Here is a 20,762-nt window from a genome sequence, read left to right on the forward strand (position 1 = left end):
TGAAAGATCCTCAAACCGCTACCCGCTGAAAAGCGGGTTGCCTTAACTGCCTCAAACACAAAAAATCTGACAGTCCCTCTTGCCCCGATCGCAATTAATACGTTCGACGTGATTCCGCCGTTAGCATGAGCGTGACAACGGCTACTTGGTGCCATGAAGTCGCTCGGGTCTATCGGTCGTGGATGCAGACTTATCGGCTTCCATAAGTTTTGGCGGTCGTGAGTCGTAGTGGCAATCTTCTGGGGCCTGCTTGCCGACCTTGCGAGCACTGAGCGTTCCTTTGGGTCGCGCTCGTAGCGTGTCTCGACACCAGCTTCCGTCGATGCCGCCAGCCGGCCGGCATCGTCCCGCAGAAATAGTTGATGTTGCGCACGTAAAATCCGGTCTGCTCGTACCTTCCCGAGCGCGTGATCTCACGATCAGAGCTAGTCAATCAATCGAGCCATGATCGCCCAAGGCAATTATTCGACTACCGCACGCTGTGAGATGGCCATCCAGCGCAACGTGTTTGCCGTTGGTGTCGGTTAGCATGTCCGAGCCTTGAATGATCGGATTGACGCCGTGTTCGGGACATGACACGAGATCGCCCACGCGCGCGCCTTTGCGTCCGTCGATGTCCATCGTGTCTGATCCGGTGATGATGCGGCCGCCGTGGGTGGTGCTGTCGCCTATGCATGCAATTGATGTCATTTCGGTCCTCTCATTTAATAAAATATGCGTATCGATCTAGGTCGAGTCTCGTCGTAAGAAGCGGCTTCAGCATTCTGCTATACCCGAATCAATAAAAAAAGTCATACATCGCGTTATCGCTTGGTACATTGAACACCATCTGAAGCCGTTCCAAGCTTGGTAGAGATGAGAATGACATCTCACTACGAACGACTCACCGTCTGTTCCGAATACCGAGATGTAACGACGTAGTTGACCGTCATTCATGGTTCAATCAACCTTGTAGAATCGGCAGCTTTTCCAGAAATCGGCTCACCCGTTTCCGGATCAAACGGACCCAGATGCTTGCCGCGCTTGCTGTACATTTCTACCTCTCCATGTGGGAATCCCATTTACAGATGCGTCCATCCGAGAGCTTCCATCGCATCAGAAGCCCACCGCCGCCGCGAGCAGGCGTTTTCGGTTTTACTCGAATAGCGTCCGGAAAGCCGGGCTCTTTCGGAGCTGAAACGAAATTGTTGCTGAGTTCCAGCGGGTCGGTCCATTGCACAGGGATGGCGTGTAAGCGTAACTCACTACTACTGCCGAATAAAACAAAGGGCCGCATTCATGCGGCCCTTTGTTTATCTCTCAACCCTACCGAGAATTTCAAACTCATCCCAACTCGGGGTAAGCCTATGCGCAATTAGATACGAAGTTACATCTGTCGCGCTATCAGCCGTGATCTTCTTTGGATCATCACCTTCCCAAAGCGAATCACATTCAGTACAAGCTATAACTTTCTTGCCTGTACTTTTCACGGCAATATATACCAAATCCCCATATTCACCACATGTAGGACACAACATGTCTAACCCTATTTAACTGGATAGGCGGTAACGACTTGGTTCGTACCGGTCTTCGTAACGATTCTCATGGTGCTTTCCCCCTGCGTGCCGACTGTCCGACCCATAGCAACTTCGTACACGTCGTTCAGACCACTTGGAGTTGGCGCGCCTCGTTGTTGCCATGCTTCGTCAACGAGATCCAGTGAACTGCCGCGCTTACCTGTGCAGAAGACAGAATGTCTGGGCTTGTTCGTATTCGATGATTCGTGATCCAGAACATGCTTCACACGGTTTCCATGAACTGATCCTTGACCATAGTCCAAACCGCCCGGCGTGCCCCAAGTTTTTGAACTCTTGTCGTAACTCAGCTTCAACAAGCCTAACGGATCAACCCACTCAATCGGGTTCGGCGCATATTGATAGACGTTAATCCCGCCCGCCAACCCAATCGGGTCCTTGCTAATGAACCGTCCCGTCGCCGGATCGTAGTAACGGTTTCGATTGTAGTGCAGCCCCGTCTCTTCATCGACATACTGCCCCTGAAACCGGATCGCGTTATCCGTCTCAGCCGGGTCTTCCTTGCCGTAGGGCGCACCCTTTCGGCCGCCCCACGCCTTATAGCGCGCAAGCCAAACCACCTTGCCAGACTCATCGAGCAACTCCTGCGGCGTGCCCAGATGGTCGTTCTGATAGAACACCGTCGCATGCTTCGACTTCGCGGGCACCTGCATGAAACGCCCGTCCGTGCCGGTGGCGAGGAACGCCGGTTCGACCAGCTTCTCATCGAGCCGCGCCAGCGGCACGAACGTCCCCGGCTCATGCAGATAGAGCGAGGCGCGCGTCCACTGGTACTCCGCGTCGAGCGTGTGCATGCGCTGCGCGACGGGTAGCGAGTACGCGTCCTGCGCATCCTCCCGCACCATCGCGTACCGCGCATTCTCCGATCTGCGCTCGAAGCCGCGTTCACGCGCCAACGCCTCGAAGCGCTCTTCCATCAGGAGCACGTCGCCATCCCACGTGAAGACCGTCAGTTCGGCGGGGCCGCTTGCGTGCTGGAGTTCCTTGGCAATGCGCCGGCCAAACGCGTCGTAGGAGAACCGAACCACGAGTTCGGGCTTGGGCGCGCTGTCGTCCCGTGGCGCATGGTGGCTGCGTTCCCACGGCGCGGGCGGTCGCGCATAGCGGCTGGCCTCTATTAGCCGGTTCTGTTCGTCATATCGGTATCGCCACGGCGCGTGAGCGCCGCCCGATTTCGTGATCAGATTGCCGCGCTCGTCGTAGTCGTAGCTCGTCGAGTCCAATTCCCTCAGTACGTTGCCGATGCACTTGGGCAGCGACCTCCACCACGCCCCGAAGTTGCTCGTGTCCTCCGAGCTGCGCCAGCGCATCGGCGCGCTTCGGCCGGCGCGTGTCAATGCCGCGTCTTCTTCATCCTCCCGGGCATGGCGCGCGGCACGCGCTTCGGCCGTCTCGATCGCCGGGCGCGGTGGAACCTTGTCGGCATCGACCGGATTGCCCGCCGGATCGAACGCAAAGATTTCGGTCAGGTCGGGCGTCGCCGACTTGAGCAGCCGGCCTACCGGATCGTAGGTGTAATCGGTCACCCCGCGCACATGGTCCTCGATGCGCGTCAGGTTGCCCGCCGTGCCGTACCCATAGGTGCGCTCGGCCAGCACATCGAGCAAATTCACCGAACTCACATGACGCACCGACATCTGTGCGAGCCGTCCGACCGGATCGTACTGGCGCGCCTGCGTGAAGCTGCGGTGCGTGCGCTTGATTTCCCGATGCAGCTTGTCGCGCTCGAAATCCATCAGCGGCTTGCCGTCGAGCATGACGCCGTGGACGTGGCCCGAGCCATAATGCAGCCAGTCGATGGAGCGTGTATTCGGCAGGATGGTCTTCGTGCGATTGCCGAGCACGTCGTATTCGTGGCGCGTGACGGTCGAATACTGGCCCCGGTAATACGGGCGAACGTGCTGCTCTTCGGCGATCAGGTTGTTCGCGTCGTCGTAATGCAGGCGGGTCGTGCTGCCAGCGGCCGTGGCGGTCGCGAGCCGCCCGCGCGCGTCGTAGTAAAAACTCTCGGTCGCTTGCTTGCCGATCGTGCGCGCGGTGAGCCGTCCGATCGGGTCGCGCTCGTAACGCGTCTCGACGCCGGCTTCAGTCGATGCCGCCAGCCGCCCGGCATCGTCCCATGCATAGGCGACGCTGCGCCCGTCGAACCCCGTCTGCTCGATGACCTGACCAAGCGCGTCATAACGAAACTCGGTAGATTCGTGGTTCTCGTTGTTCAGCGTGGTTAGCCGCCCCTGCTTGTCGTAACGGTACGCGACGCGGCCCCAATCGTCGCCTTTCACGTCGGTTTGGCGCACGCTCAACTGATTTAGCGCGTCGTACCAATACAGCGTTTCAACGCCCGCGCCATCGCGGTAAGCAACGAGGTTGCCGTTGCCGTCCCAGCGAAACTGTTCCTCGACACCATCGGCGCGTGTGATGGTCTTGATCTGCCCGCGCGCGTCACGCCGGTAGCGGGTTTCATGGCCTTCGGCGTCGGTTATGTGTGAGAGATAGCCGCGTTCGTCGTAGCCGTAATGCGTCGCGTTGTTCGAACAGTCCGTCGCTTGGGTCAGCCGTCCCGCAGCGTCATAGCTGAACTGCTTCACGCCGCCCTTGGGGTCGGTCAGCGCGGTCAGGCGCCCCTTGCTGTTCCAAGCGTATTGCGTGGTGCGGTCGGCCGGATCGGTGACGGACAGGGGCCGCCCGAGCGCGTCATAATCGGTTGTCGTCACGTCGCCGATGGCGTCGGTTACTTTGACCGGCAGACCAGCGGCGCTGTACTCGGTGCGCGTGGTCATCGAGAGCGCGTCGGTCACGGCCGTGACGCGCCCCTGACCGTCATACTCGAAGCGCTGAATTTGCCCCAGCGCGTTCTTCATGCTGGTGAGCTGGTTGTTCTCGCTCCAGTTAAACGATTCACTCGTGCCATCGGGATGCTCGACCAGCACGATACGGTTATGTTGGTCGTAGCGGTGAATCGTGCTGTTGCCCTCGCCGTCCGTGACCTTGGTGTACCAGTGCTCGCGGTGGTACTCGAAACGCGTGTCTTGCTTCGGTGCGAGCTCATGGATATTTATCTCCCGGTCGATCACCTCGTCCTTGGCAATCCATGTGCGCACGCAGCGCGCTTGCGCGGACGTGTGCGCGTCTGCGCCATGGGCGTCCCATTCGAGGTTGGCCGGGTTGCCGTTGAAGTCGGTATAGCGCGTGAGCAGGTGATGCTGATAGACGTACTTGCGCGCGTAGCCGAGCACGTCGCGGTGCTCGGTCAGGTCGCCCTCGGGACTATAGGCATAGCGGGCGATTGCTTCGTCCGCGCTCCCAAGCAACCCGATCCGGTAGATAACCGCGACGCGCCCGTTCTCGTAGTCGATGCGGATCGTGTTCTCCGCGCCGTCCGTCATGCCCGTCAGTTCGTCCTTAGAGTTGTAGGACAAGGTCAGACCGAGGCCATCGCGGCCTATGCGAGAGATAAGCCGATAACGTGAACCGGCAAGGGTGCGGCTCTGTTCGTAACGTTCGCGCGATCCGTCCGCATAGGCAAGCTCCACGCTGCGCGCATCTGGACGGCTCACCGTCAACTGTTCCGTCGGCACCTCGACCGAATCGCCGATCGCAACTTTCGGCAAGGGCACGGCGCGCGCGTCCGGGTCGAAGAACGTAAGCACGCCGTCGCGCTGTTCGAGCGAGAGGTGATACGGACTCGTCCAGCGTGCGCCGAGCGCGCTGTCATCGTAAGCGGCAAGGCTTGACCGATAGCGCCTCGTCCACACGATCGGGGCGACGCCGTCGAGCGCAAAGTCGGTTTGTTCGAGGTTCTCGTCGCCCATCACGAGGTCGACGGGTTTGCCGGTCTTGGTAACGGGGCAGCCGCAGCCGTCCTTAGCGGGCACGTCGCTCGCCTTCGCTCCTTTCTGCGTGTGCTCGGTATGCGTGCCGGGCTTGACGTGCGGTTCGTGCATCGTGCCGGGGGCGGCGTGCGCAACATGCGATGGCGTGCTGCGTGCCTTGCGGAACTTGATCTCCTCGACGATCTGCGCGGCCATGAAGATTAACGAACCCGCCGTCGCCGCATCGCCGAACGCGCGCCTGAGCATGGCGTCGCGATTGCGGTCGAACTCATCGAGCCACTTAAGAATGGTCGTGCGCTGGCCGGATACCTTCAGCAACTGATCGATGCCGTGCAGCGCGATGGTCTCCCCGGACGGGACCCACGACAAAAAGCCCTCGTTGTGCTTGATGCGGCCCATTTGTTCAGCCGCCGAGACCGGATTCTCGACAAAGCGGCGCACCATGCGCGATGCGTCGGAGATGCCGCGCGAGATTTCTTCGCGCCACTGCGTGAGCTTCTGATCGAGTTTCTCCATGAACGCGACCGCGTCGCCGCCCGCCGTCGCCCAGAACAGGTCAACCAGCACGGAGGCCGCCGCGCCCTTGGCAAAGGCAAGGAGGACTTCCTTGACGACCGCGCGCATCGGCCGGCTGGCATTGCCCGCCGCCGGAATCACGCCGATAGCGTCAATGGCGAGAATGCCCCAGCTCGTCAGGCTACTGGCCTTCTCGGCGCTGCTGCAAATGCCATAGATGTCGGTCCCGACGTCGTACAGCGACATCGCGTTGCCGACCACCGGCAACATGTAGAGGCACTGAACGAATATCTCGTGGCTGTGATTCTCGACCGATTCGATGCCCAACTGCGTCAGGTTCGGCGTCGTCTTCGGCGCGGGATTCGCGGGCGTGATGTCGTAACTGATGCGCCGCCGTTCTTCAGCGTTCTGTTTAATGCCTTGCGGTATTTGACGCGGGGCGGGTGCTGCGGGTGTGTCCGTTGCTGCCATGTTTCTGTTCGTTGTTGTTGTGTTGACTATGAGGTTGGGCGGCGGGTCAGGTCGAAGTCAGCGACTTGGCAAGACTCGGCATCGGCGCGTGCTCTGCCGAACTCGCCGCAGTGCGAACGGCCGTCTGCGCCGCCGCGCTTGCGCCGCCCGAGACGGCGGCACGCGCCAAGGCGGGCACCTGCGAGGCGAGCGCTTGAAGCGCTGGCGGAGCTGCTGCCTGAGTCAGCGCCTGCGTGGCGCTCGCCATGGCCGCGCCCGTCAAGCTTGGCGGTGCGGCTTCAGTCTCACCAGGCGTGCTCGGGTCCGTCGGTGTTTGCGGCGCGTTCTTCGGCTGCGCCCACTTGCGCTTGTCGCTTTGCAAGCCGTATCCATCCTCGAAGTACTGGATATGACCGCCCCCGCGCGGGACGTCAGTCAGCATCCCGCGCCCGTTTTCATCGAGCTTTCCTGTGCGCGACGAACCGTCCGGGAAGCCAACCCGATACCATGCGTTCTTCACTGGCTGGCCGTTGGGATAGGCGTGCCATAACTGCATGCCGACCGGCTCCTGCTTGGGCATCAACGGCAACGCGTTCTGTTTGGTTGCCGACTTGCCGATACGCATCGGCCCCTTCAGCAGGATGTCATGGGGGCTGCCTATCTCCACGCCCGTATTGGTCAGCTTGACGTATGAGCCACCGCAGTAGAGCGTCAGTGCGGTCTTGGCGGTGAGCGTGATGGCGTCCTCGGTGCTTGCGATCGTCACGCCCTTGAGCGCGGCGAGATTAAGTGCATCGCCTTGCGCCTGCACGTCCACCTTGCCTTCCGCGGCGGTGACTTTGACGCCCTGCGTGTTCGCGAAGAGCGACACCGCATTGCCCGCCGCGACCGTGTAATTGCCGCCGATCGCCGCGTCTGCATTGCCGCCCGTGGTGGTGAATAGATGCCCGGCCGCCGAGAACTGCATGTGCTCGCCGCTCGTGAGCGCCACACCATGCGGAGCCGACGCCAGCAGGACCGCCTGCTGCAAGTCCTTGAGTTGCGTTTCAAGAAGCGTCTTCTGTGCCTCGCAGTCGGCGACCACGGCTTGTGCCTTCTTGACCGCTTCGGAAAGACTTTGCATGCGCGCTTGTGCTGACTGCAATTGCGCGAGCGCGGCCGACATATCGAGCGCCTGAGCGCCTGCACGCGGCTGTTTGTCAGCGCTCAGGAACAGACCCTTGCCGCCGCGCAACGAACCCCAATCGTCCGAGCGCAGTTCGAATCCCTCGCCGCGCTTCTTTCTCTCGGAATCGACCAGATAGCCCATGTTCAACTGGGTCTTGCCGCCGTACTCGGTCGAGAGCTTGATGCCTTCCTTGCCGCGTTCGTCTTCCAGCCTGAGCTTGTTATTGCTGCTTGTGCGCATGACGTTGCGCGTGTCCCAGCCGTCGCGCCCGATCACGAGGTCGGTTGCCTGACTGTGATGATGGACATGGGCGATGTAGGGGAACCGGGGGTCGCCTCCGATAAACGCGACACCGGCCTCCGTCTCGCGCAACAGCGGAAAGTGAAAGCCCGTCTGGTTCGCCCCGGCGAACGGCTTGGCCAAGCGTAGCGGTACGCTTTCGCCACCTTGCGGCCAGTCATCGAAGTCGAAGTCAAAGCGCACCGTGTAATGGCCTTGCGCATTGGGCTGGGCGTACTCTGTTTCACTGCGCGTGGTAATGCGCGCCGAGAGCGTGCCGGCGATCTTGGGCCAGTTCGCTTCGTCAAGCGGTAGACGATAAGGCCGGTCGCACGGAATCGCCTTGAACGAGTTGAAGTAATCCCGCTCGCGGCTTGCTTCGTGAATGACCTCGGTCATCAGCAAGCCATGCGGCGCGTCCGGCAACGTCTCGTCAACCCGCACCACGAGCCCGGCATGCAGGTCGTGGTTGGTGCTTTTGCCGTCGAACCTGATTTGCTGCGAGAGCGCCGCCTCATGGCGCAAACGCGCTTCCCACTGTGCGCTTGCCGCATCGAGGTGGTGAGTGCCGTAGGTATAGGTTTCGCCGTAAGTGGTCTGATCGCCGAGCGCGAGGTTGATATCGGCGGCGAGCCGTTCCCACGCGAGCGCGGGGTTGTAATTCGCGACCCGTACCGATGCCGGTATCTGCTGGCTATGCGCCTCGAGCTGATAGATCGCCTCTTGAGCCGACAGAAGCCCCGAGATCTCACGATAAGGGACAGTGACGTCTGGGCGATAAACGTAGCCATCCACGTCATCGGCAAACTGCACCACCTCGCCAAACTTGCTGGTGCGCGTGTAGCAAAACAGTCCGGCCTGCTGCATGACCAGATGCAAAAATGCCCAGTCGGACATCTGATACTGCATGTGAAACGCGAGCTTGGGGAACGACTTGCGCAGCTTGAGCGAGTATTGGTGCGGCAGAAACTGGTGACGCTCGAGTATTGCAATGACGATCTCGGGCGCGGACATGTCTTGATAGATGCGCGTCGCCTGGGTGAGATTCAGACGCGCCAGCGTCGATTCGACAATGAGGCGGTAAGCAGTGAAATCGCGAGTCTTGCGGGTCCGCGTAAAGCGCGTCACGCAGCCGTCGAAGATGCGTGGCTCGCCACTATCGGCGGGCGGCTCGATCGTGAACTTGGCGCGCTTGCCGAGATAGTCCGCGCGCGCGAGTTCGGTCTTGGCGGTGAGTTCGAGCGTAATGCGGTAGGGCTCGCCGAGCCGCTCGACGGCATGGACTGAGAAAATGGATAAGTTATCCGTCTCGGGCGCGCCGCCGACTTTGAGAAAGTACGATTGACGCCCGGTGATCCAGCGCGCGAGTGCGCCGGTGGGCTTGGCTTGTGCTTCCATTCAAGTCTTCCGTGCGACGCAGGACGATGACTGGCCGTAACGCCTGACGATCTCCTACGCCATGAGGGTTGAAGAGCCGAACAGGCTACGACACGCGCAGTTGTTCTGAAAGCACGACAACAGAATGTGACAATCGATTAGATGAGCCGATCATCAGGAATTTAGCAGCGTCGATTGCTCACACACAACTGGTGCGAGTACGTATCTTCTTGGGGCTTCGTGAATGCGTCGTCGCCAGCAGCTTCTACAAGAGACACCGTTCAAACCCCTTCGCCCAGGCGTTCGCCCATTGACGAACGCCCTTTGCACCGCTTTCACTTAACCGCTTCAATCTTCGGAAATGGACGTGGTTTGTAAGGCTTATCGGCCATTTGCCGTTGACGGCCTTCACCTACGCTAGTGACATGCCGTAAAGGCATCAGTCACGCGCCAGTCTTCGTGGTGCCCAGTTCCCTTTCTGCAAGGTTATCGTGAAGCCCGTTCTTCTTACTGTCGCGGCAAGCGCCGCGCTCTCGCTCGCTCTCGCCGCATGCGGCGGCGGCAGCTCGTCGCCGTCCACTTCAGGTGGTGTGTACATGGGTCCCGTTGCGAACGCAGCGGTGGCGGTGTATCAACTCGCCGCCGACGGCACCGTCTCCGACAAGCCGCTCGCCACTGCCACGACCAACAACGACGGCACCTTCGCGCTCAAGGGCAGCCTGCACTATCCGCTCTTCGTGCGCGTAACGGGCGGCAGCTATCAGGAAGAAGCGACCGGCACCAATACGAGCCTTTCCACCGAAATCGACGCCGTGTATCTCAACGCGCCTTCGCAGATGGTCGTCTCGGCGTATTCGAACGCAATCGTCGCCGATGCACGCGCGGCCGGCGGCCTCAGCGCCGACAACATCAACGCCGCAGTCGCGCGCGTGAACGCGTTCGCGGGCGACATCGACGTCCAGCAGACCACGCCGACGCTCGTCACCGCAGGCACGACCGGAACGGTCACGGATGGCGCCAAGATGAGTCTCGCGCTCGGCGCCGAATCGCAGAGCCGCACGACGGATGGTTCTTCCATCGATACCAGCACGCAGAACATCGTCGCACAGGCAGCCAATGGCGATACGCTCGCGTCCTGTCACGCAGGCTCGGGCGATATCGCCGATGACGGCACCGTCGCCGCGCCCTCGGGCGGCAACTGCACGATCACGCAAGGCGCCGCGACCTATGCGGGCAGCGCGGGCAACCGCTCGGGCATTACGTCGATGGCGCAGTTCGCGCCGGTTGTGCCAGGCGCGGCGCAAACGGCTATTGGCAGCGCGGCCACTTGCGGCGACCGCATCGCATTGCTCAGGGACAACGCCGCGATCTTCGCGGGCCGTCAGAACGACGTTCAGGCAAAGCTCACCGGCGGTCTTACCAAGACCAATTGGGCGACCTATCTGACCGCCAGTAGCTGGGGGCCGCTCGCCGCTCAGTACGGCGCGATCAAGGCGCCTGCAGGATGCACCGATACCGACACGTTTTATCGCGAACTCGTGATGGCGGTGGAAAACTTCTGGGTCGATCAGGACATCAACTATTGCCATCATCATGTGCCGGGCTGGCTGCCGCCGGACGATTCGGGCGGAACCGATCCGAAGTACCGCAATTCGTCGGCGGGCAGCACGTCGGGTGCGGCCGCGAGCGCGAGCGGCGCCAAGACGCCAAAGTACGGCATGACCTGCACCGGTCAACGCAGCGCGACCGGTTCGCAGCAGATCCAGGCGAGCGGTGTCACCGCCACGAACACGCCGGCTTACAAGCCTGCTGAAGTCATGTGGCATGGCGTGGATTGCTCGGACTTCACGTCTTGGGTCTACAACTTCGCGGGGCTCACGGGCAGTACGGAAGTCGAAACCGGCGTGACCACGCAGGCGTGCATGACGCCCGCGGGCGCAACCAGCACGCCTGATTGGGCGGGACCGAAGCAAGCGGGCGTTCTGCTCGATATCAACAGCGGCAACTTCGACACCACGTCGCAGTATCTGCTACCGGGCGACTTGCTCTATATCACCGCGTCGCCGATCGTCAAAGGCAAGATGGTTCCCTTTACGCCGACGAGCACCATTGGCCTCACGCACGTCGTGACCTGGACCGGCAAGAAGTGGTCCGATTTGCGCAATGGACCGGATGCCTGGCGCTACGATCCGGCGCATATCGGCGAGCCAGGTTCGCGTCTTGGCGGCGATCTTGCGTCCATCCTCCAGAACGACAACGTGCTGGAGGCGCTCGACAAACTCGATCCGTGGATGATCATCGACAGCCACTATGCGGGGCCTTCGTATCGCCCGTTCATTGGCTGGTATCGGTCGAGCGTGTCGGATGTCCGGCGGATCATCGGTCAGGACGCGGCGCGCGCGAATCCCGATCTCAAGAATCTGATCATCGAACAGCAGCCGACTAAGGCCACGCTGGCCTCGAAGACTCAGTTGGGACAGATCGTGCTCGCCTCGAAGCAAGGGCTCGCGAACGGCTACATCATGCACTACACCCAGGTGCCGAAAAACGGCTTGCCGACGTGCGAGCGCGTGGGTATTCCGAAGTAAAAGCGCCGAAAAGAAACGCGTGATGCGATGCGCCACTCCGGCGCTTCGCATCAAGGCAGATGCCGTCCGATGGCAATCGCCACTGGCGCGGGCGGCGTCTCGCCCTGATTGACCGCGATAAAAATCGCCGCGTCTTTGTGCGGATTCACGAGAATCACCGAGCTGAATCCCGCCGTTCCACCGTTCTTCAGAATTTCCGGATGCAAGCCGGGCGAGCCGTTGCCATTGTTCGTGACCCACGCCATGCCTTGCTGCGCGATGCCGTTCGGCAACGTGTAGCGCGGCGCTTGAGCCGCGTGCATCGCCGAGATCAGTTCGGCGGGCACCGGACGTCCGTCTATTTCACCGTGTCCGAGATTGGCCTCGCCGAAGCGCAACATGTCGGCGGCGGTGGAGCGCATGGCGCCTGCCGCGTACCACGCGTAGAGCGGCCATTGCGGCGCGCGCTGCCCGTCTCGAAGATGCCCTTCGGCCGTGCGCCCCGGCACGTCGACTGGTCCCGAGAACGAACTCGTCATGCCGAGCGGTTGCAGGATGTCCGTCGATAGCTGATCGGCCCACGCGCGCCCCGTTGCCTGCACGAGCGTCACGCCGAGCACGCCGACGCCTGCGTTCGAATACATGTAGGGACGGGGCAAGGGACCGTCCGGCGACCACGACGATACCCAGCGAAAGAAGTCCGCCGATGTGTAGTGGTCGATACCGCGATAACGCAGATTGCGCGGTGCGTCGGGCGGATTGTCGGGCATGCCGGAAGTGAAGTCGGCGAGCTGCATCGGCGTGACGTTCTGCGCGGCGCTTTGCAGCGTGACGCCGTTGGGCATGTAGCGCTGTATCGACGAATCCGGAGCGATCTGATGCCGGCCGATGGCGAGCGCGAAGAGCGTGGTCGTGAAGACTTTCGTGCACGAGCCGATCTCGACGATGCTATCGGCCGTGAAGGGCGCGCCGTTGTCGTTGGCCGAGCCGTATGCGTAGTAGTAACGCTTGCCGTGCAGCGACACGCCGACGATCGCCCCCGCCGCCTGATGCGACGAGAGCAGCGGCTGCAAGTAGGTATCGACGACTTGCCGGATGGCGGCGCTGTCGTCGGCGGGTTGCTGGGCCGCGGCGGGAAGCGTGGCGCAGGCGATGAGGAGAAGGGCGAGGGCGGTGTGGCGCATGGTCGTTGTTGTGGTTGCTTGAGGCGGTTTGGCTCGTGGGGTCAGCTCATGATCATCACGGTAGGCTGGCTCGGCACCAGTACGACGCCGATGGCGTTACTTTGATTTTGCGTCGTCGGCGAAGTAAGCCGAACGGCGGGATTGCCGGCCACCATTACCTTCATGCTGCCCTCGGTGAAGCGCGCCGGGCCCATGATCGTGCCCGAGGCCACGCCGCCTGCCACGCCGGCCTGATCGCCATTGGTCAACGGAATCTCTGAGCCGAGATTGAGTGCGGGCGCTCCGCAGATCAGCACGGTCTCGGCCGGCGGCGTGCCCATCATGGGCATGGCGATATTCGGAAACGGCGTCGGTACCGGTCCAGCGGGCGTCGGCACTTGGCAGACATCGGGTTCGGCGATCATCTCGCCAGCAGCTATGGTCACTGCAAACACGGCATACCTCCGTTTGTGCGATTGTCTCGTCGCGTCTTGTCGACTGGGGCCGGGCCTCAGCCCAGTTCTATCTTCGAGCCGTCGATGCGCGTCATCTCGTCGGAGACGAGGGTCGTGTGGCGAGTGTGCAAGTGCGCGTCGCCGCTTACGCGCCAGCGAGCCGTGCCCGCACGCAATTCGTCGTTACCCTCAATCCATCGCGAACTGTCGTTTGCACGGAAGATGGCACGTCCGACGGTCGAGAGAAAATGGCGCGCGACTAGCGTAAGACGTTCGATACCCGCGTCGAGCGACGCTATGCGCGCGCTGGCCTGGTGGCTCGTGACCGCTGTCGAAACCGCGTCGAGCGAGAACGCGCGCGTGCTGGCATCGACGGCCTCCTCGCCGTTCAGCGCGATACGCGTGGCACAAAGCCGCAAGTCGCCGTCGGCGGATTCGATCCTTGCGCCGCCCGGCAGCATCATGGTGCCGGCGTCGGGTTGGGCACGGGTCAGCACCGCGAGGAGATACGGCACCGTGGTCGTTGCCGTCACGCCGTCGGCTGCAGCCTGTGCGGGCAACGCGCCGCAGACCAGGACGAGATCGCCCGCTTGCGGTTCGAGCAGACAGCTTTGAGCCTGCAAGGCACGCTCGGCGTGACTGTCGAGCAAAAACCATGGTCCTGCGCGACCGGTCACCGTGGCGGCACGCAGGGTCGTGCTGACTGCTGGCGGGCAGCCGGCGGGAACGTCGTTAGGGGTAAGTGGCAGCGTATCCATGTCGTGCTCCAAGACAGTAGAAGTCAAACACCCCAGGTTTCGGCGCGCAGCCGAACTGGATCGGTGGGACGTGTGTGGTTGCGCGACGCGCCCGCCCAATGCGTATGCGAGTCGATCAGCGCATGGAAGTCGGCATTGCCGAAATCCGCGCGTGCGCAATCGGATTCCGTCAGATCGACGTGTGACAGATCGCAGTCCGTGAAGCGTGCCGCCGTCAACGTCGAACGTTGCCAGATGGCGCGCGTGAAGACCGCCTGCGTCCAACTCGCGCCGTCGCAGCGCGACCCGGTCAGCGTCGCGCCGCTGAAATCGGCCACGACGAATTCGGCATCGGTCAGATCGGCACCGGACAAGTCGGCTTGCGCAAAGCGCGCGTATCGGCCGGATGCGCCCGCAAAGCGCGCCGCGTTGAGCTTCGCGCGATCAAAACGCGTCTGCACGAGCTCTGCACCGGTGAAATCGGAGCCGGAAAGGTTCGCATTCGTGAACTGGCACTGATGGAGGTTGCATTGGTCGAAGCGCTGGCCGGCAAGATCGCCGTTCAGAAAGAAAGCTTGTACGAGTTCAGTGCGCAAGAACGTTACCCGCGCGAGCGCGGCGTCGCGGGCCGTAAAGCGCGTGAGATCGGCGTCGGTGAAGTCGGCGCCGTCGAACTTGCAGGCAAGCGCATCGCTGCGATAGACGCGAGCGCCGGCGAAGGTCGCGGCGCTCAAATCGCAGCCGTCGAACATCGCGCGCTCGATTTGCGCGCTCGTAAAGTCGGTGCGTCCGAAGCCGACACGCGTAAAGAACACCCGTGTGGCTTGCGTCTCACGCAGACTCGCACCGGCAACTTGCGTGTTGTGCCATTGGGAACCATCGAGAACGCTGGCATTCAGATTCGCACCCGAAAGATCGCATTGGCGGATGCGCGCCCCATTCAGCTTCGTGCGCGAAAGGTCGGCGCCGCGCAAATCGACGCCCTCCAGCAGACAGCCGCTTAGGTCGCGCCCGGCGAGGTCCGCGCCCGCCAGGCTGGTTCTGGACAGCGCCGCGCCCGGCACGAGTTCGGGAAGCGCGCTCATAAGCGCACCTCACCTTCCACGCGGCCGGGAATCTGCAGCAGCGTGCGATCCACGTTGGCGCCGTCGAGCACGCTGTTGCCGATCGTTGATCCGTAGCATTGCGCACCGTAAAGATTGCTCGAGACGAAGCGCACGCCGTCGAGGCGGGCGCGTCGCAAGTTGGCGTTCATCAGGTTGGCGCGGCTGAAATCGGCACCGCTCAAATCGGCCTTGGACAGACGGATAGACACCGCGCGCGCGTTGACGAAGCGCGCGCCACGGGCTATGACGCCGCTGAAATTCACGTGATCGAGCGCGCTTTGGTCGAAGTTTGCCTGAGATATGTCAATGTCGAGCCATACGGCCGCGTTCAGCCGCGCGCCCACGAAACTCGCGCCGCTGAGGTTTGCGGCGAGGCCCGCGCGCGATTGCGAGAGGTTGGCGTTGTCGAAACGCGCGCCCGCGCCCTGGGTGCCGAACAGACGGAGAACGGAGCAGTCCGCATCGACGAAACTGGCGCCCGCGATTGACGCATGATCGAATACCGCGTTCGCGAGATTTGCCCCGGTGAAGTCGGCGCCCGCGAGGACCGCGCGCGAAAAACTAGCTTTCGCCGCGCCGCATCTGGACGCCTTCACGCCCATCATCTTCGCGTTGCTGAAGATGGCGCGGGCGAGTTGCGCGCCCTCCAGATTCGCCGCCGAAAAGTCCGCGTCCGCGAAGTCACTCGCACTTAGAGACGCGCGTTGCAACTGCGCACCGCCGAAGTTGGCGTTGCGGGCGCTGACGTTGTCGAGCTTCGCGTCGTGCAGTTGCGCCCCGACGAGATCGGCGCCAGCGAGCATCGCGCCCGACAGATCGGTGCCGGAGAGCCGCGCGCCAGTGAGACGGACGTCGTTGAGCACGGCGAGGCGCAAGTCGGCGCGCTCGAGCATCGCGCCTGACAAATCGAGGCCGCTCAGATTCAGGCTGGCGAGCGAATGACCAGCCGCGGCGCGCGCTATCACATCGTCGCGATTCAGCCGTAGCGGTAGAGACGGCTGCGGCGCTCCGAGCACGGCGCTCGCAGGCGGTTGCGTCGCGGGCGCAGCAGCGGTCGGAGATGCGCCAAGGGTCGAAAGCGCGCCCACGATGCTCTCGAAGTCGATGCTCGCCGCTTCGTTCAGTGCGGCGACCGTCTCAGGGTCGGTGACCTGTGCGGCAAGACCGGTGATCGAACTGCCGCGCGCCGCGAGCGCCTGTTGAGTCTGCGCGAACGCTGCGCGCAACTGCCCGGCGAGCGTCGCCGCGTCGGCGGGAGCGCTGGCGCCGTTCGCGCCGAGCACGGGCGCGGTTAGTTTCTCGACATCGGCTGGCGTGAGTTCGTAGCGCTTCATCAGATCAGCGGCGCTGCTTTCTAGCGTTTGCGTCAGCGATTGAAGGTCACGCTGCATGGATGCCGCATCGCCACCCGACTTGATGTCGAACGGCGGCATGCCCGCTTGCGGTAAGTGTGCTTCGAGCTCGCTTGCTTGCATGCCGTGCTTCGACAACAGATTCTGAGTCGTCGATTCGATCTGCGCGGTGAGCGATTCGAGTTCGGCGAACGCAGCCGGATCGCTCGGTCCCGCTACGGCGGGTGCATCAGGTGCATCGGGTGCTTTCAGGGCAGGCGGGGTGGCGACGGCCGCCGCAGGGGCGGGCGACGCACTTGCGGCGGCTGGCACGGGAGGCGTCAGACTGAGCCGCGCTTGCAGGCGATCTCGATAGTATTCGGCGGGTAACGGTGCGCTTGTCATGCTCTCGAAGTCGACCATCAACTGCGCGATGTCGTCCGCGTCTTCATCGCCGAGCGCTGCAACCGCGCGATATAACACGATGCCCTGTCCGATCTCCGGCAGGATCCAGACGGTTTCCGGGCGCGCGGCGCACTCCTCGAAGCGCATATCGCCAGCAATACGACGGGTCACGAAGCAGCGCGCCCTGAGTGCCGGAAGGCGCGCCGCCAGATGCGGCTGATCGGGATGCATGTAATCGACAACAATGCGCTCGTCGCCTTGCCAGAATCCCGCGATACGCTGGTCGTGCGGCGCCGTGCAAAAGTAATCGGTCCGGGTGTCAGCCGGAAGATGCGGCCATTGCTTTGCGAGCCAGTCGTCATCGAAGGCGCCGAGCAACGCGGTCCGTTGCGGCGACGTGGCGGGCAATGCCCAATATCCGGCGGGTTCGCGGACATCGCTGGGCGAGGCGATCAGCGCGTCCGGCGTCTCGACGTTAGGTAACATGCGGTCCGAGTCGCCGGCGAACACCGCGCCGCGCCCGGCGGGATTGGCGGCGTGTTCAGGACCGCCGAACGCGCGCGTGGCATCGAGCGGCATGCGGTGGAAAGGCTCGGGGGCCGAGATCGTTCCGAGCGGGCCGAAGCGGCGATCGCCATAGACAAAGAGCGATTTTCGCGAAGCGCCTACTTGCACGGTCGTTTCGACGAGTGTCGCGGTCGTGCCTGCCGGCGCGTGGGCTGCGCCATAAGCGAGCCATTCGCCGCATGGCTTCGGGAAGCCGGCATCGAGCGGGCCGTCTCCCGTCGCGCCGGCGCCTGCCTTCCACAAGTCCGGTTCGGAGGCGAGACGTGGCGGTCCATCGTGCGGCGCATCGAGAGCGAACATCACGAGCACCCCCATGGAAAGTAGATCGCGCTCGTTGAAACGCAACGTGCGATAGACGAGTCCGGCGGTATCTGGTTTGAGGATTTTCATGATCGTTCGTCGCCTAGCCGAGCTTGATGAATGCGGAATCGGCCTCGATCGCCTCGGGGCTGATTAGCATCATGGCGCCGGGCGCGGACGCGACGAACACTTCCTGAGCCATGTTGAGTGTGCAACCCGACGACTCGACGAGAAAATCTTCGGGTGTCATGTTCAGAGCGCTCGCGCCGACCTGCGCCGTCAACGTAGCGGGCGTAACGAGCACGCTGCTGTCGCCGCCGCGCAGGGTTGCCTGGTCCGGGCCCATCAGCAACGAAGATGCGCCTGCTGGTCCGGTGAAGTCGAGCGACGAAGCGCCGTCGCTGAAATTCAGCGAGCCTGTGTCGATGCCTACGCGCTTGAACCCCGCAGTGGCATTCGTCAATGAGATGGAACTCTGGCCGGCCGGCGTGGTTCGTGTCAGCGTGGTTTCTGCAAGCGACATTCCGAGCGTGCTCTGGGAAGCTGGCAGAAAGTCCGTTCCGAGCGACACGCCGGTCTGTCCCAAGGTCAGGGTCGATGTCTGGCGCAGCGCCTCGCACAGTGTCGAGAGTCGCTTGACGACGACGACCAGGAGCGCGGTGAGCAGCGCATTGCTCACGCCTATGGACGCGGCCTCGGCCGCTTGCTGTTTCACCTTGTCCTTGCTGACGTCGGTGGCGTCGAGCACACCGAGCGCGGTGCCGTACACGAGATTAATCGCGACAGTCACGCCGATCAGCGCCTTGGTCGCCGTCATCGCGGCCTTGAGGATGGCGAGTGCGGACATGCCGAGAGGATGAATGCCGCCCTTGAGGGCTACGGTTCCTTGTGCCTGCGTGGAGGTGGAGTCGCTAAAATCGACCGTTGCACCGTCCTGCATGCCCAGCGTGGTCCCATAAGTCCATGTGACGTTGTTGCCGAGCACTGCAGCCAGATATGTGCCGAGCGTCACCGAATTGTTGGTCGTTGCTGTGAGTGCGGTTTGGCCGGTACAAAACGCGGAGTTGACTTCCCCGACCGCGAGGTTGTTGGTGGTTCCGACCGTCATCGTGTTGACGTCTTCCAGTGTGAACTGAGTGAAGCTCATGACTGTTATCTCCTGAAAGCGCAGATGCGTGGCTGTCGATGCAATGAAAGGAACATGGAAACGCGTGCCTATCGCGCCTTAGTCGCGCGCGCCGATAAAAATATGTGTCGCGCCGTTCGGCGAAAAAAGATGGATCGTCTGGCCACCATCCTTATCTGACATCTCCAGGATGTTTCCACCCTTCGTCACCATTCGATTCATCGCCGGGTTCCCCTGATTCACCACACTCGAATTCACCGAATTCGGCACCGTCCCGACAATCACCGGCTGATCCGGATCGCCGTCGCTGAATGCAAGCAACACCTCCGCGCCCTTCAGCAGCGGAAAATGCATGCCGTGTCCATCGCCGGAATAAGGCGTCGCCATGCGAACGCGCGCCGAGCCTTTCGCCGCCGCCTTGTCCGTGCGGTCGAACGGCAACTGCACCGTGTACTGTCCGTATTCGTCGAGCTCGGCATATTCGCCGCTGCCCTCCGCATCGACGGTCGCGTTCAGCGTGCCCGCGATAGTCGGCCGCGCCGTGTCGCGCGGCGCGCGATACTGAACGTCCGCCTTGATCGCCGAAAACGAGTTGCGGTAGATGATCTCTTCACGCGCCGCGCCGTTTTCGCTAAACGGCGTCTTGATGCCCGCGAGCAGCGCGCCCGCCTGCGATCCTTCATGCGTGATCTCGGTCACGAGATAGCGGCCGTTGAAGTCATCGCGATAGTGATGCGACATCTGCATGAAATAGCCGCTGCGCAATCCCACCGCCGTGGCCTGGCCATGAAATCGGACGCCGCCGCAAAGAATCCCCTCTGCGCGCAGCTTCGCGTAACGCGTGCCTTCGTCGGCGTCGCGGAAGTTGTCGCCGTAGAACATCGCTTCGCCGAAACCTTGCGCGGATACATCCGCCTGCGCGACGAGCGGCAACGACGCCTTGCGATAGTTGTAGTCCTGCAGCACCACCTTCGCGGGCAGCGGCTTCGTGCGGCACACGAAGCTCTGCACCGAGTCCGGCGCGACGCCCGTATCCAGCTCGTCGGCGGGGCGGTAGTTGACCGGCAGCGCATCGGCGGCGTGCATGGCGCGGTCATCGACGATGGTCAACGTGTCCGCCTCGCCGCTCTGCGCGAAGTAGTAGTACATGCCTTCCTTTTCCATCCAGCGCGACACGAAGTCGAAGTGGCTTTCCTGGAACTGGCACACATAGCTGCGCGGACGATACTCGCCCGTCAGCTTCAGATCGACGGCGTTGCCCGTGAGCTGCGCGTCGCGCAACACGCCGCCCAGAATCTGCGGGATGGTCTGCTCGTTCAGATAGACCTCGCAGGTGCGCGTAAGCGTAAGCCGCCACGCACGCGGCACGAGCACCGCGCGATAAAACGTGTAGCCGCCCGCATGATGCAACTGGTCGAATTCGGCGAGCATGCCGGAATATGGCGTGGTGCGCGAACTGTCATCGGGTGCGCCGATGCTGAAGGTCGCGTTGTTCTGCAACATCTTCGTCAGATCGATGGCGGCGTCGTCGGCGACGAGCGTCACTTCGAAGCGAAAGAGTTGCGAGATCGCCTCGCGCCCGTGCATGCGCACCACCGAGAACGTGTCGGCCGCGTAAGCATCGGAGACGAAGCTGAAGCGCTGATTGTTGGCGAGTCGTGCGGAGAGCGAAGTCATGGCGTTTTATCTGCCGTTCAAGCGAGGAGCGGGGCGGGGGGGGGGCGGGGGGGGGGGGGGGGGGGGCCCCCCTGGGGGGCCGCCCCCCATAATAGGCGGTGCTTGCCGGCGGCGCCGCAGGGCCCCGGTGT

11 protein-coding genes and 1 pseudogene are annotated in these 20,762 nt (G+C 62.5%); 1 reads left to right on the forward strand and 11 read right to left on the reverse strand.

Annotated features, from left to right (window positions below; all coding sequences use genetic code 11):
• Window positions 1–429: 429 nt before the first annotated feature.
• The 4 genes and pseudogenes from NCT03_RS32575 to NCT03_RS32590 all read right to left on the reverse strand — a co-directional run bounded on the left by NCT03_RS32575 (window position 430) and on the right by NCT03_RS32590 (window position 9,218).
• Entirely contained in the window at window positions 430–690 is a 261-nt protein-coding gene (locus NCT03_RS32575; RefSeq protein ID WP_250495420.1) for a PAAR domain-containing protein, read from the reverse strand.
• 242 nt (window positions 691–932) lie between these two features.
• Window positions 933–1,276, reverse strand: a pseudogene (locus tag NCT03_RS32580) (colicin E3/pyocin S6 family cytotoxin).
• A 249-nt stretch (window positions 1,277–1,525) separates the two neighbouring features.
• Window positions 1,526–6,394 (reverse strand): RHS repeat-associated core domain-containing protein, encoded by a 4,869-nt coding sequence (locus NCT03_RS32585; protein ID WP_250495421.1) that lies wholly within the window; start codon window positions 6,392–6,394, stop codon window positions 1,526–1,528.
• 46 nt (window positions 6,395–6,440) lie between these two features.
• The gene (locus NCT03_RS32590) at window positions 6,441–9,218 is read right to left on the reverse strand and encodes a type VI secretion system Vgr family protein (RefSeq protein ID WP_250495422.1); all 2,778 of its coding nucleotides are present in this window, start codon (window positions 9,216–9,218) and stop codon (window positions 6,441–6,443) included.
• Window positions 9,219–9,793: 575 nt separating this feature from the next.
• On the opposite strand from NCT03_RS32590, the gene NCT03_RS32595 reads away from it, so the two are divergent.
• Entirely contained in the window at window positions 9,794–11,785 is a 1,992-nt protein-coding gene (locus NCT03_RS32595; RefSeq protein ID WP_284503567.1) for a hypothetical protein, read from the forward strand.
• A 50-nt stretch (window positions 11,786–11,835) separates the two neighbouring features.
• Here NCT03_RS32595 and NCT03_RS32600 read toward each other — a convergent pair whose 3' ends face one another.
• From NCT03_RS32600 to NCT03_RS32630, 7 genes are all read right to left on the reverse strand, one after another.
• Window positions 11,836–12,948 (reverse strand): serine hydrolase domain-containing protein, encoded by a 1,113-nt coding sequence (locus NCT03_RS32600; RefSeq protein ID WP_250469930.1) that lies wholly within the window; start codon window positions 12,946–12,948, stop codon window positions 11,836–11,838.
• A gap of 41 nt (window positions 12,949–12,989) precedes the next feature.
• Complete coding sequence (locus NCT03_RS32605; protein WP_244831876.1) at window positions 12,990–13,382, reverse strand: DUF4150 domain-containing protein; 393 nt, start codon at window positions 13,380–13,382, stop codon at window positions 12,990–12,992.
• A gap of 56 nt (window positions 13,383–13,438) precedes the next feature.
• Window positions 13,439–14,140 (reverse strand): DUF3540 domain-containing protein, encoded by a 702-nt coding sequence (locus NCT03_RS32610; protein WP_250495424.1) that lies wholly within the window; start codon window positions 14,138–14,140, stop codon window positions 13,439–13,441.
• 23 nt (window positions 14,141–14,163) lie between these two features.
• Window positions 14,164–15,204 carry a pentapeptide repeat-containing protein gene (locus NCT03_RS32615; RefSeq protein ID WP_250495425.1) on the reverse strand — a complete coding sequence of 347 codons (1,041 nt, stop codon included), beginning with the start codon at window positions 15,202–15,204 and terminating at the stop codon, window positions 14,164–14,166.
• Window positions 15,201–17,918, reverse strand: coding sequence for a DUF2169 family type VI secretion system accessory protein (locus NCT03_RS32620; protein ID WP_250495426.1), 2,718 nt, complete (start codon window positions 17,916–17,918; stop codon window positions 15,201–15,203). The genes NCT03_RS32615 and NCT03_RS32620 overlap by 4 nt, the downstream gene beginning before the upstream one ends.
• Window positions 17,919–17,931: 13 nt before the next feature.
• The gene (locus NCT03_RS32625) at window positions 17,932–18,975 is read right to left on the reverse strand and encodes a hypothetical protein (protein ID WP_250469934.1); all 1,044 of its coding nucleotides are present in this window, start codon (window positions 18,973–18,975) and stop codon (window positions 17,932–17,934) included.
• A 78-nt stretch (window positions 18,976–19,053) separates the two neighbouring features.
• The gene (locus NCT03_RS32630; RefSeq protein ID WP_250469935.1) at window positions 19,054–20,631 is read right to left on the reverse strand and encodes a type VI secretion system Vgr family protein; all 1,578 of its coding nucleotides are present in this window, start codon (window positions 20,629–20,631) and stop codon (window positions 19,054–19,056) included.
• Window positions 20,632–20,762: the final 131 nt, after the last annotated feature.

This window comes from Caballeronia sp. GAWG1-1, from assembly GCF_023631465.1.
Classification (GTDB): domain Bacteria; phylum Pseudomonadota; class Gammaproteobacteria; order Burkholderiales; family Burkholderiaceae; genus Caballeronia.